Source organism: Bartonella sp. OT172YNZD (assembly GCF_042193725.1).
Taxonomy (GTDB): Bacteria; Pseudomonadota; Alphaproteobacteria; order Rhizobiales; family Rhizobiaceae; genus Bartonella; species Bartonella grahamii_A.
In genome coordinates, this window is the sequence record NZ_JBHILZ010000006.1 from 42,889 (window position 1) to 56,896 (window position 14,008).

The following is a 14,008-nucleotide window of genomic DNA, read 5'->3' on the forward strand; positions in this document are numbered from 1 at the left end:
TCTAACCACAAAGAGTTCTTTATAAACAATCTTATAGAAATTAAAGAACAGGTTATTGATCAGGAAGCTGTTCAAACAGTAAACACACGCGAGTTGCATACATTTTTGAAAATAGGAAAACGTTTTGCTACTTGGATTACAGATCGTATTAATCAGTATGAATTTTAAGAAGGAAAAGATTTCATAAAAACACAAAATTTGCGTGGGAAGCGCAAAATCTAGGGCTATTACAGCAATCAATTATTACCTTACATTAGAATATGGCAAAAGAGCTCTCAATGGTTGAACGCAATGAGAAAGGACGTCAAGCACATCGCTATTTTATTGAATGCGAGAAAAAGTTGAAAAGCCAATCTGTTGATTATGAATTATTTTCTTATGAGTGTTAAAAAAAACTGCCGGTGTTGGAGAAATCTTAGGGTTGATGATGAGGTGTTTGTTAGATGCAAATGGACTCTAAAAAGAACTTGAACATTATAAAGCTCTCATTAAAGAAGCAAAACAGGTCTTAGAAAGATCTGTCATGAAAGCTGTATAAGTAAAAAACAGAAATCCCCTCCCCTTTCTCAAAAATGGGAAGTGATTTTGTTTAGCAACCGCTTGCTTTTTTTAAGACTTCCCCTATACGCATGCGCCAATCTTTTCCCTGTTTCTTAAAAGAGGCAATAACGTTTGGGTCAAGACGTAGAGTAACCGCCTGTTTGGGAGATTTAACTGGTGAACGCCCACGTTTGCAGCGTTCTTATGCTACATATTAAAAAAAGAAGCAGATAAAACTTCTTTAGCTGGCTTTAGGTGTGCAAGTTCTTCATCTGTTAGTGGTGAGGAATCCACAGCGCTCCAATCTTCTTTTGTGTAGCCACATCCTGTTTCAAAGTTTTTTTTGATAGTCATTGAAAACCTCTCTTTCTTAATTCGCTTGATGAAAACTGATAATGGATAGCGCTTCATTGCCAAGCTTTGCAAAAACAAAAACTATTATGCCATCAGCAAAATGTCCAATAGCCTTCATGCGGTTTGAATGTGTTGCATCAATAAGAGTATGTTCCCAGTAAAAGTAAATAACATCAGCAAAATCAGGCTTATGTTTATCAATGTTTAAAGCTCTTTTTGTTTCATCCTACACTATCTTTATATATTTTATGTACACGAAAAATATAACACCGTCAATAAAATTAAAGTGTACAATAATTCGCACAAACCATTCAAAATAGAGAAACTATGAATAAACAAGAACGGCAGGACATATCGGTTCATGCGTTTGCGAAAAAGATGCGCGTCTCTCCTAAATACAGTTGTTTCACGATTAAAAATAGGCAAATTTGATGAGGCTCTTTTTGAAGATTGTTCTATCAATGAAGCTGTTGCAACGGCCATCTGGAATGAGAATCCAACAAAGTGCCCTGCTTCACTTTTAGCGACTGATAGACAACTGCAGACAAAGATAAAACAAGTCTCCATAGATGGAGCCAATGAATACAAGGTAAAACTGTAGCAGATGCAGGTTGCGCTTAAAAACAAAAAGTTTGCCCTTGAACGACTACATGAAACAACTGTTGACCGTGAGAAATAAAGAGAGCAACCCGTGAATTTGGCAGAGCGCACCGTGATGCCATGTTGAATTTTCTTTATTTTCTAATTTTTTAGATAGAAAAACTATCTTTAAGTTTACTTTTTTAACGCTATAACGATATTATCATGTGATAATCGTAATAATACAAAAAACGAATCACTCCTCCTTTGCAAATAAATATTTCAACTATACCTTGTGAACCAAAGAATTTTCATTCTTAACAATTAAGAATTTGAATAATTCTTTCCTATCTCCTCATCATCACTTAAAGTCAAAGCCCCTTTCTTCACCATAAAATAGCACTTACAATGCATAACATTAAAAAAATAAAGGCCCTATCAAAGAGATAGGACCTCTTAAATTTAAGCTTCTTTATCCTACAAAACTAGAATTTGTAAGCTATTCCTGCGCGAAAATCATTCGTCTTATACTTAACTTCAATCTCGTCTTTAAATTTCTTTTTACCAAAATCTGAGTAACGATATTCCGCACGCACGACAAGATTATCTGTCATTGCAAAATCAACACCACCACCGAGAGTATAACCAATCATCGTTTTTGTTGCATCCAATGTCCTGTTAAAGGGCTTACCTCCGGTAATTACTGTCGACAAAATATCTTGAAACTGTCCATAAGCAACACCACCAGCAATATAAGGCATCACACGCCCCGTAGAAAACCCAACACGCCCCCGTGTAGCACCTGTCCATTTTTGTTTTAACGTATGACTAAAAGTTAAACTGTCTTTCTCTTCTTTATCCTCTGCAACAGAGCGAAAAAAGCCTCTACTCTGTTTCGTGACATGTTTTGCCTTTTTTCGACTTTTTTCTTCTTTACCTAGTTCCTCAGTATCAGTACCCGATCCTTCAGTGCCCGATCCACGAATATCAGGACCACCAGCACTCGATTCATCAGCCTGAAATTTTGTTTTCGTATCCTTTTTTTCCGTTAAAAGCATATCCGTATCAATCCCCACAATAAAATTATTACCGAGATCAAAATTGACACCCGCATAAAAACCACCTATAAATCCAGAAAGCTCAGGTATATACTGTTTCTCGACGGGTACCCATGGTTTACTTTTACTCTCCTCATCAGGATAGAGAGGAATATTAACATCACGCGTTATTGCAGAAATCTTACTTGAAAAGCCACCAACTTGCCCCCCAAAATAAACACCTCCCCAAGAAAAAGGTGAAGAAGCAACAACTTCTGAAGCAACATGTACTGGCTCTTCATGAGCCACCACATCTGCAGCCTGTACTATAGAAGGTGAAATTAACGAAAAAACAGATGCTGTTATAAATTTTGTATTCATAAAATTATACCCCATTGCTAAATTTAAATATAATCAAAAATTACATTTAGAAAAACAAAGTTTTATAAAATCTTATGCCGCAAAATCGCATATACTCCTTTATAGTTACATTTAAATCTATCACTATATTAATATATCATTACATCAAAATTTAATATTATCAAATAAATTTTAAAATATTAAAATAATGAATACTTTCAATAATAAAATTTAATAAAGACAACTATTATATCTTGAAAAGAAGGAAATATAAAACATTTTGTATCAAAACTACCGCAAAAAATTACAAAATAGTATATTATATACCTTTTTTCATGAGAAAAATTCTAAAAATGATGTAATTATTTTTAAAAAATCGATATTCATTAAAAAGATTATAAATACCTCAATATTCTTACATCCAAAATGCATACTTTAGATTCTACATAGTATAAAAAATTATACCTATTTTATATTAAAATTATATCTTTTTTCTACCATTTTCTAAAATATGAGATTATTAATACGACAATATTATTATCGTTCTAAATCTTGTCTCCAAACAAAAGTTCTCAATCATTTTATTTAAAAATTGCTCTTTCCCTACTGATTTCTATATTATCATCTGCCTTTATTGCAAAACGGTCTTTATTAGGAATAAGTTATAAAACATCCCTTCATACAAATTATAATCGTTTGATGAGTATTTAAAAAAAATTTTGAAGGTATACTTCCCTCGACAACAACGAGAGATTGTACCTTTAAATCTGTATTCTTCACTGTTGCGGCAAAAGCTGTTATGGTAAAAATACTTAACAGAATAACCGTAATCAAAGCATAAATATATTTCAGCATTCTAAGATTCCTTCCTCAGAAAAACGCTTATATAAAATAAATCGAAGAGCATTGGTTACATGAGAAGGTGAGGTAATATTAGGCACATAAATAGCTAAATTAAAGGAAAAACTCTTACAATCAAATGCCGTAAAACTCACCTGCGGAATAGGATTTTTTAAAACGCCTTCTGTCGTAAAAGCAATCTCCAACAAAATTTCAGCAACATGCTCTGGAGCAACCTTAGATGATACAGTAACTGGTATATCAATTCGTCCTACTTTATTACGTCTAGTCCAATTACTAACGTTGTTATTAATAAGGCTTGAATTGGGAATAATAATTGTCTTACACTGAATGGTCTCAAGTTCCGTTGCACGCACACTAATACGCTTAACAACACCACCTACTGATCCAGATTCTATATAGTCTCCTATTTTAAATGGTCTTCCAACTAAAATAATAAGTCCAGAGACAAAATTTTGGACAATATTCTGTAAACCAAAACCTATACCAAGCGAAAGTCCTCCAGCAATAAGTGCGAAATTTCTAAGATCCAAACCTGCCATTGACAATCCCGTCAAAGCAGACACAACAACGCCTCCATAACTTATCACTGTTTTGATAGAATTACGTATACCAGAATCGAACTCTCCATGAACCAACACCACACTATCTAACCAACCAATAAATCGGCGAATAAGAAACCAGCAAACACAAAAAGAAATAATTCCTGTTACAAGAGAAATCAAAGAAAGAGTAATATTTCCAATCTGAAAACCGGTAACCAATTGCCACAATACTGCTTTCAAATCAGAATAGGAAAATCCAAATTGTACAGCAATTGGCATTGCACAAAATACAACAACAAATAAATTGAGAAAAACGCTCACAAAAACTCCTAATTGATTCATCGTTTTTTCTTCTAAATGAAACCTCTGCATCAAAAGATGACCAACCGTTGTTTTCATAAATTGGCCTTTAGTTCCAAGTGCTTGAGCGCTTTGTATTCCTAAATACATAAGAACTAAAAATGCTCCACCCATCATAATTTGCTTCATAATAAAATGTGCAAGACCAACATAGCCCAAAAAATTCAACACAAAGAGCAGTAATCCCAAGCAAATAAGAGGAATGCGTATATAAAATGGCCAAAAGTATGGCTCTTTTTTTTCTCCTTGAAAACGCCTACGTCTAAACCGCAAAGGTACAAGTGATATTATAAACAGCAATATCGCTACAAGAAAAACAGCAATAAAACTTTTAGCAATTGTCAAAGATAGAGGCGCTGAAATGATTTGATAAATACTATCAAGAACAGCGTCAAATGCCAAAACACCTCCTAAAAAAGTGAGTAAAATCACTAATTGATATGCAGACGACGGTGCAATACTGAGAAGACGTACATGGGGCATATTCGATGATAAAAGAACAATCGCTAAGCGATTGATTAGAAATACTAAAATAATTTGACGACCTATCATATCAAAAACTGTTGTAAGCTTACCTAGATCTAAGTTAAAATTACGAAACAAAAACAACACAAGATAAACGCAAAGAGTACATACAAGCGAAGGTAAGAGAACTGAAATAAAGGCGATCAATAAGCGTTGTAAATAAGATATTTCCTCATTAGACTTCGTAAAGTGGCAATACACATGAACAAGAACTTTTTGAGAAAAATACGAAAGTCCCAAAGTAATAAAAAGTGGAATTAAAAAGCAAAGAAATAGTTGTAAAAACTTGAAGTAAAATATAAAATTCCACCAAGAATTTAACAACACAAGAAAATCTGATGAAGCCTCTTTTGTTTTTTGGGCGAGATGTTTAAGCATCGGAATCGAAAACTCAAGCCTATACGTAAGCGTGCGTTTAAAAAGCTCCCGAGACTGAGAAATAGAAAGTTCAGCTATTCTATTTGCCGCTAAGAAAATTGCTTCAAAACGAAGCATGATACTGTTAATTTTAGCTTTTTGCTCTATCAAGCAAGAATATTCCTTCACTGAGCTTTTCAGTTTTTTTACGTCACGATGGAGCTCCGTTAATTGATCAAGAAGTGTATTAATCTCATTAAGAGGAGGACGCAAAACAAATGCTGCCTCAATAGCACGTTCACTGATATCTTGTGCACGTAACCGTAATTCTTCTAAAGCACGATCATCTTCTGACTTTCTGTCAAAATCTCTTTTTAAAGTTTCAGTATTTTCTTCAAGAGTCTCAATAATCAACTGTTGTTGCTGAATAATTTCATCAACTGAATAAGAAGCTATCGTTTGTTCGACAATTGTATTTTGTGCCCCCCTATTACCCCATGCACCAGAATTAAATACAAAGATAATCCCCAAAAGAAGGAAAAGTATGTGGATGTTTTTTCTACAAAATGAATACATATCTACCTTATGAGCACAAAAGGGATTTTATTTCTCTCTTTTAAATATGGTATAAAGTAGATATTTTCAACTTTTATAGAATAATCTTATAAAAGCTTTCCCTTATCCTATAATACTGATAATAAGATAAAAGAATGATAAATAAGCTGAACTCAATAAGATTAAAGAAGGCACTCTAGCATGTTTTTTTTGCACCTTTATTGCAAAAAAGAAGATTTTCTTCCTTTGACAACCTGGATTTTTCTATCCAGTTTAGGTGTATTCTTGACGAGCAACCTAGGAACGCGTGCTTATTTAATCAAACAATTACACACCAATAATATCATTAAAACGAATAAATTTGATTTACACAATAAGTGTGATCATGTGAATGTTACCACAATTGAAAATAAAAAACTTGTAACACTTCATACAGAATCTATTTTTATGAGGACCTTTCAAAAAATCCTAACATTAGATTTCTTTTTAATAAAGATTCTAGCTATTGACACAGGATTTCGTAACGTTAAAACGCAATATTTCTCAAATAAACGCGCTCCTCCCAATGAACAAACTTAATTTTCTTCTTTGAATTATAAATTGATCATCTCATTTTACTTGTGCTTTTAACTTTGAATAACTGTTAGATTGCCTATTTACGGAATATATCATGCGTACACCTGGTTGGTTAACTACCCTTTATTGTTTTATTCTTTTAAGCAGCATTTATGTTGCCTTACCCAATTTATTTTCACACGAACAAGTTAAAAACTCAAAATTCTTACCCGACACCCGTGTAGCACTTGGTCTTGACCTTCAAGGAGGCTCTTCTCTCCTGCTCGAGGTTGATAGCAAAACGTTAAAACGCGATCAGTTACATATAGTTTTAAGCAATGTGCGCAATGTATTGCGTGAAAAACAAATCCGCACCTCAAGTGTGCGTATCGTTGGAGATAGCGTTATTGCCCTTATTTCTGACCCATCGCAAACTGAAAAAGCACTCTCTGCTTTGAAAACATTAATAACCCCCATACACAGTAGCTTTGGCACAACAGAACATAACATCACGATCAGTGCTCAAAATGAAACTCTCCGCGTCACATTAACAGAAGCTGGTATAAAAGACCGTGTCAGCAATGCTATTGAACAAAGCTTAGAAATCATCCGTCGTCGTATAGATCAAGTTGGTGTTTCAGAACCAGCCATCCAAAAGGTTGGAAATGATCGTATTATGGTCCAATTGCCTGGACTACAAGATCCAAAACAACTGCGTGATCTTTTAGGAACAACCGCTAAGATGAGTTTTCATCTTGTTCCTTCTAATGTGGACCCCAATAATCCCCCTATAGGTGTTTCTATTCTCCCTGGATACACTGATGCAACACAACATTATGCAATTTATGATCAAATTGCTTTAGATGGAAATGTCCTGAAAGATGCCCGTGCAGGTTTTGACCCCCAAATACCAGGACGTTCCATTATTTCATTTACGCTAGATTCCGCTGGCGCAAAAATATTTGCTGATATAACACGACAAAATATTAACCGTCCTTTTGCAATTGTTCTGGATAATAAGGTTTTAACCGCTCCTACCATCAATAGTGTCATTCCCAATGGAAAAGGTCAAATTACAGGAAACTTTGACCCCAAAGAAGCCTCAACTCTGGCTGCTCTGCTTCGTGCTGGTTCCCTCCCCGCACCACTCACGGTCATTGAAGAGAGAACCGTAGGTCCAAATCTTGGTGCTGATGCCATCCAAATGGGACTGTACACCGGCATAATTGGCTTTATTCTTGTTGCAATTTTTATTTTTCTTCTCTATCGTATTTGGGGATTAATTGCCAATATAGCGCTAGCTCTGCATACAATTTTAACATTTTCTGCACTGAGTCTTTTGGGAGCTACGCTTACGCTGCCTGGTATTGCTGGTATTATTTTAGGTATCGGTATTGCAGTTGATGCTAATATTCTCATCAATGAACGTATCCGTGAAGAAAGTCGAAAAGGTGTGAGTGCTTTTGCAGCCTTAGATCGTGGATTTAAACACGCTTTTGCAACCATTGTTGATGCAAATGTTACGGCAATTATAGCGACTATCTTACTGTTTTGGTTCGGTACCGGTCCCGTTCGTGGTTTTGCCGTAACAATGTTGCTTGGTATTATCATCTCCATGTTTACAAATATCACCATTGTACGCATCATCATGATTTGGATCGTTCGTAAATGGAAAATTAAAAAATTGCATATTCACTCTGCTTTCAACATCATGCCACAAAACACAACTTTCCACTTTATGAAAGCACGCTTCATTGGTATTGGCGTCTCAATTGTTTTATCAATAGCTTCAGTTTTTCTCTTTTTTAAGCCTGGATTGAACTTCGGAATTGATTTCATTGGCGGAAGCCAAATGAGTATTACCACGAAAGCACCAGCAGATCTAGCAACTCTGCGTTCCAAGCTTTCTACTCTTAATATTGGTGAAGTTACCTTACAAAATATTGATAACGAAAACACCGTATTAATTCGAATGCAGAAACAAAGCGGTAGCGAAGCACAACAAACCATCGCCATTGATAAAGTCAAAGCAGCTGTACGAAATATCTATCCCGATACCACATTCGATCAAATAGAAATTGTTGGTCCCAAAATTTCAGGCGAGCTTGCCACAGCTGCTTTTACTGCTGTTATTCTTGCGGCTATTGCCATGTCTCTCTATATATGGTTACGCTTCGAGTGGTTCTTTGCCATTGGAGCAATTATCACTCTTATTCTAGATACCACAAAAATGATTGGCTTTTTTGCTTTATTTCAATTTGATTTTAATTTAACGGCTATCGCTGCGCTCTTAACAATTGTTGGATATTCTATAAATGATAAAGTTGTCGTTTATGATAGGATGCGCGAAAATATGCGTCTTTATAAAAAAATGCCGTTGCGCGAGCTGATTGATCTGTCCATTAATCAGGTTCTTGTACGTTGTTTTTTTACATCAGCTACAACAATTCTTGCTATGCTCCCCATGGCGATATGGGGTGGAAGTGCTGTTCATAATTTTGCATTGCCCATGGTTTTTGGGATTATTATTGCAACATCATCCTCTATCTTTATTGCTGCTCCTATTTTACTCCTGCTAGGAACTTGGTGGCATAAGCGAAATAATCGTGCAAATACCAAAGTGAAATAAAAATGCCCTTTAATACGTATGATACATTTCGCCTCTCTTCTTATAGAAATATAGTCATTTTCATTCATTCGCTTTTTGATTAAGAATAGTAAATAATCTATGCTCCACGACACACCACTTATCACAACTATTGTTGCAGGTTTATGTTTAGCATTTTTCCTGGGAATGATTGCTAGCCGTTTGCGTATTTCACCACTTGTAGGCTATTTGTTAGCTGGTGTTATTGTGGGACCCAATACAGGCGGATTTAAAATAGATTCCGTCATCATTAATCAACTTGCTGAAATTGGCATTATTTTGCTGATGTTTGGTGTTGGACTCCACTTTTCATTAAAAGATCTTTTATCTGTCAAAGCTATTGCTGTCCCCGCTGCTATTGCACAAATGGCATTTTCTACTTCTCTAGGTTTGTGCCTTGGTCTGATTATGGGATGGGGCTTTAGTGGTAGTGTGATCTTCGGGCTTGCTTTATCCATAGCAAGTACTGTTATCCTGCTACGTGCTTTGCAAGAGCGTCATCTTATTGAAACAGAAAAAGGACGCATTGCCGTTGGATGGTTGATTATTGAGGATTTAGCAATGGTCCTTATACTTGTCCTCATCCCTTCCTTGGCAAGTGCCCTCAGCAATACCAAAAAAGAAGCGTTGGATCCTCTTGTTCAATGGTTGGATTTAAGTATTTTGGGTGTTTTTGGTCTTACCATCCTGAAAGTGATTGTATTTATTGCACTTATGCTTGTCATTGGGCGACGCATTATCCCATGGCTTTTAAAAATGAGCGCACAATCGGGATCACGTGAATTATTTCGTCTTAGCGTCTTTGCTATTGCATTAGGAGTAGCTTTCGGAGCCGCTCATTTATTTGGTGTTTCTCTTTCTCTTGGTGCTTTTTTTGCTGGTATGGTCATGAGCGAATCAGAATTAAGCCACCGTGCCGCGGAAGAATCTTTACCACTGCGCGATGCCTTTTCTGTTCTCTTTTTTGTTTCTGTAGGCATGTTATTTGACCCGGAGAAACTCTTAACCCATTTTTTCCCTCTCTTAGCAACCTTATTCATTATCGTAATCGGAAAATCTGCTGTTGCTTTTTTCATCGTTAAGGCTTTTCGCTATTCTAATGCAACAGCTTTGACTATTTCTGCAAGCCTTGCCCAAATCGGAGAATTTTCCTTTATTCTTGCTGGTTTAAGTTTAAGCTTAGGACTTTTAAACAATGACGCTCATGATTTAATTCTTGGAGGAGCAATTTTTTCTATTTTGCTCAATCCTCTTGTTTTCATTGCCTGTAATAAAATTAAAAAACGTCTAGAAAAAAATTCTGCATCTTCACAAAATACCCAAACAATTATTGATATTGATCCACAAGATCCTGACCAAGATTTTTTACCGATAACCTTAAAAAATAACCATATCGTAATTATTGGCTATGGTCGTATCGGTAAGTGTGTTGCATTATCTTTAATAAATAGAGGTAAACCTATAGTGATCGTAGAAGAATCAAAACGCCTCTCTGATAAAGCGATTGCAGATGGCTTTGAGGCTATTTGCGGCAATATCATTCAAAAAGAAATAATGAACGCAGCAAATATAAATAATGCACATAAAGTTGTTATTACAATGCGAAGTACCATTGAAGTAGGAGAATGTATCGTGAATATACGTGATATGAAGAAAGATATCCAGATAATCACCCATGCATTATCCGACACAGAAACAGCATATCTCATTGATTTAGGTGCTGATGTTGTAGTAACGGATAATGAAGAAATTGCCAATGGCATTATGGAGTATATAACGGAACGAAGATCTGTAAAGAATATGCTCAATCATGAAAATTTACAGAAAACATAAAATGGATAAAGAATCGTGAAAATAAAGCAATTTATATGGCCATTGATTGGTATCTTAGCAATGCTGATATCTATTCGGATTCTTTATATGAAACTCTCTGCCATTTCATTTGGGGATGTATTGGAACGCTTGAGCGATTTAAATGCACAGCACTGGTCATTAGCCTGTTTATGTTCTCTCCTAGCTTATGCTGCTCTTGCTGGATATGATCGAATTGCCTTGCAACATCTAGGCCATAAAATTTCTTGGATTTTTATCGCTATATGTTCATTTACAACCTACGCTCTTTCACACAATATCGGTGCTTCAGTTTTTTCTGGTGCAGTTGTGCGCTATCGCGCCTATAAAATGAAAGGATTAAATGGAACAGAAATCGCAATATTAGTAGGTTTTTGCTCTTTTACTTTTGTAATCGGCACAATCTTACTTTTAGGAATCGTTTTGGTGCTACAACCCGAAATTATCACCCTCATTCATAAAGAACTTCCTGAATGGCTAGGAACAACGGGTGGAGCAATTTTACTCAGCTGTATAGCACTTTATACGTTTGGCAGCTGGCTTCAGTTAAAACCCTTGCGCTTGGGTAAGAAAATTCAACTTTCCTATCCACGGCTGAAAATTGTTATTCAACAGCTTCTCATTAGCCCTCTAGAGCTTTTAGGAGCAGCAGGAATTATATATGCTGTTCTCCCACACAACGCAGATATTCATTTTATCTCTGTTCTTGGTGTTTTCCTCGCATCTTTTACGATAACTCTTCTCTCCAATGCTCCAGCAGGAGGAGTAGGAGTCCTTGAAGCTCTCTTCATAACAGGCATGCCCAATATAAATCCAACCGATGTTATTGCAGCACTTATTGTCTTTAGAATGTTTTATTTGATTATACCGCTCATCATTTCATTATTTGTAGTCGCCATTTTTGAAGCGCATCAATATTGGAAAAGAGCCCCCAAAACACCACCTGAATAAATAAAAGGCTATCAAAGACTTCTTTTTTGTGTGCCTATAAATGATTATAATCACCATAAATTCAATTGTATATGTAAATTAATACAATCATTATTTGTATTTATCTTTTTTACATTAAAACTTGAAGGTCCCCTTTTATAAAAATCTTACTTTACGAAAAACATAGAACTATTTATCTATTTTCCTTCAAAAAAACTCTCATAAACTTGAATATTAAAGGTATTATTTCATTGTGTAATCAATCCTTAGGATAACGCATATGATTACAAAATTTTTTGCAGAAAATAAATGCTCAAAATTAAAAACTTCTATCTGAAAATAATTTCATTTTATTGTTTGAAACAAAGAATTATTATACATAAAGAATAATTAAAGAACCCTTTAATAAAAGAATTTTCCCTAAACGATCATACAAAAATACAAGAAAAAACTTTACGAAATTTTCATCTCTCAAAAATATAGGAATAATGTGTATACATATTGCGTTACGCTTTTGTTTGTCACGTTCTTTAATAGAATTAAGTCTCTCAAAGAACAGAACACCATCGTATTGGTAATCTACATACCTTTTTTAAGAAATCTCTCTCAGTGCTATTCCCCATTACACAATAACACCTGTAAATGGTATAGTAGTAAAGCCATTGTTGCACCATCATTTTTATACTTAATAAAAGAGCAAGCCTGCACCATTATACTATTTTTTCAATGTTGCTATAACTTTTGGCGCTTAAGAACGTTAATAAGAATCATTTTTATGCTTTTCTTCAATAGTCTTTGTCCACACGTTAATCTCATTTATGATGAAAAAATAATAATTTTAATTGTTTCATTATAAGATGGATTAAAACAAAAGTTTATGACAATAAAGTTTTTTCAAACAAAGAATAATTAATTATTATAAATCAATATATTATAATGATTCTGAGCGGCTTTCTTAATGTTTGTATTTTTAGCAGTCAAGCTAACGGGAAGACAGCATAGCGTAACTGCACGGTTTAATATTTTAAAACTTGAAGCCTTATTAAAACTTATTTTCTGTCGTTTAGCAGGTATTAGCTTTAAACAATTAAACTGATCTAATTTTATTCCTGTTATGTCCAGCTAACTACTTTGTTTTATCTTGATTTACCCTCTTGGAATACTGATGATTATTACAGAGATTTTTTGTTTAAGTGAGAGAGTTATAAAAAAATATCCAAGCTGCTAACATAACTAAAATATAAAATTCCTTCTGTCTTTAAACAATATGCCAAAAATCAAAAAAAATTAATCAATTTATATTAAAAGAAGTAAAAACTGTTGATTTTTATATCCTTTTAAATAACACAATTGTCGGTAAGAAGCTTCTCCTTACCAATTGCGATTTAAAAAAAAGAAACAATACGCATTAAAAGATCTTTAAATGTCCTTTGGAAGTTCTTTAAGCCCCCTAAAAAGTATACAACCTGATGACTAAGCTATATCAACAATCTTCACTTTTAAACAAACGCATATGGGGAAATCCTACTCCCCAATTTTATTTAGCAACTCGTACCTTAAAAAAATTTACGCAATCAATAAGTTATTATGGTATAAAATCGAATGGTGGGTGATGAGGGGATCGAACCCACGACCCGCTGATTAAGAGTCAGCTGCTCTACCGACTGAGCTAATCACCCATAAGCTTCTCACAAGATGAGAATGAGCGTTTCTATAACGCTCCTAAGGATGGATGTCCAGATATTTTGTTGTTTGTTATATAGACTCATTGTCTGTAAGGTTAAAAATATGATATTCACCACTTGATCTTATATAAAAATAAACCCATTATAAGGAGCTTTATAAATAAATGTTCTGATTGTTATACAGAACCTATAGTTGGAGGATTATCGGCATAATGCCCGAGCAAAATTTAGAGGAACCTTCTTGTGGTTGTAAGCGGGATGGGGCAT

At 34.7% G+C, this 14,008-nt stretch carries 7 protein-coding genes, 1 tRNA gene and 5 pseudogenes; 7 read left to right on the forward strand and 6 right to left on the reverse strand.

What is annotated here, in order from left to right; all coding sequences use genetic code 11:
• Nucleotides 1-21 precede the first annotated feature (21 nt).
• A pseudogene (locus tag ACFIJS_RS03675) lies at nt 22-538 on the forward strand (antA/AntB antirepressor family protein).
• A gap of 51 nt (nt 539-589) precedes the next feature.
• Here the strand turns inward: ACFIJS_RS03675 and ACFIJS_RS03680 are convergent.
• Nucleotides 590-894: pseudogene (locus ACFIJS_RS03680) on the reverse strand (BrnA antitoxin family protein).
• Nucleotides 895-910: 16 nt separating this feature from the next.
• Nucleotides 911-1,108: pseudogene (locus ACFIJS_RS03685) on the reverse strand (hypothetical protein); the annotation flags it as partial.
• Between the two features lie 113 nt (nt 1,109-1,221).
• Between ACFIJS_RS03685 and ACFIJS_RS03690 the strand changes: the two are divergent.
• Nucleotides 1,222-1,626, forward strand: a pseudogene (locus ACFIJS_RS03690) (hypothetical protein); the annotation flags it as partial.
• 332 nt (nt 1,627-1,958) lie between these two features.
• Here the strand turns inward: ACFIJS_RS03690 and ACFIJS_RS03695 are convergent.
• The 3 genes and pseudogenes from ACFIJS_RS03695 to ACFIJS_RS03705 form a co-directional block, all read right to left on the reverse strand.
• The gene (locus ACFIJS_RS03695) at nt 1,959-2,891 is read right to left on the reverse strand and encodes an outer membrane protein (protein WP_375650070.1); all 933 of its coding nucleotides are present in this window, start codon (nt 2,889-2,891) and stop codon (nt 1,959-1,961) included.
• A gap of 560 nt (nt 2,892-3,451) precedes the next feature.
• A pseudogene (locus ACFIJS_RS03700) lies at nt 3,452-3,725 on the reverse strand (hypothetical protein).
• On the reverse strand, nt 3,719-6,094 hold the full coding sequence (locus tag ACFIJS_RS03705) for a mechanosensitive ion channel domain-containing protein (protein ID WP_375650073.1): 2,376 nt from the start codon (nt 6,092-6,094) through the stop codon (nt 3,719-3,721). Before ACFIJS_RS03705 ends, ACFIJS_RS03700 begins: the two are co-directional and overlap by 7 nt.
• A 180-nt stretch (nt 6,095-6,274) precedes the next feature.
• Here ACFIJS_RS03705 and ACFIJS_RS03710 point away from each other — a divergent pair, with 180 nt between their 5' ends.
• The 5 genes from ACFIJS_RS03710 (at nt 6,275) to ACFIJS_RS03730 (ending at nt 13,152) form a co-directional block, all read left to right on the forward strand.
• Entirely contained in the window at nt 6,275-6,652 is a 378-nt protein-coding gene (locus ACFIJS_RS03710) for a hypothetical protein (protein WP_375650075.1), read from the forward strand.
• A 91-nt stretch (nt 6,653-6,743) separates the two neighbouring features.
• Nucleotides 6,744-9,257 (forward strand): protein translocase subunit SecD, encoded by a 2,514-nt coding sequence (gene secD, locus ACFIJS_RS03715; RefSeq protein ID WP_375650077.1) that lies wholly within the window; start codon nt 6,744-6,746, stop codon nt 9,255-9,257.
• 99 nt (nt 9,258-9,356) lie between these two features.
• Entirely contained in the window at nt 9,357-11,108 is a 1,752-nt protein-coding gene (gene ybaL / locus ACFIJS_RS03720) for a YbaL family putative K(+) efflux transporter (protein ID WP_375650079.1), read from the forward strand.
• A gap of 15 nt (nt 11,109-11,123) precedes the next feature.
• Nucleotides 11,124-12,077 carry a YbhN family protein gene (locus ACFIJS_RS03725; protein ID WP_375622677.1) on the forward strand — a complete coding sequence of 318 codons (954 nt, stop codon included), beginning with the start codon at nt 11,124-11,126 and terminating at the stop codon, nt 12,075-12,077.
• Between the two features lie 937 nt (nt 12,078-13,014).
• A complete protein-coding gene (locus ACFIJS_RS03730; protein WP_375650082.1) occupies nt 13,015-13,152 on the forward strand; it encodes a hypothetical protein in 138 nt (45 codons plus the stop codon).
• A gap of 507 nt (nt 13,153-13,659) precedes the next feature.
• On the opposite strand, the gene ACFIJS_RS03735 is transcribed toward ACFIJS_RS03730, so the two are convergent.
• Nucleotides 13,660-13,735: transfer RNA gene (locus ACFIJS_RS03735), tRNA-Lys, on the reverse strand.
• Nucleotides 13,736-14,008: the final 273 nt, after the last annotated feature.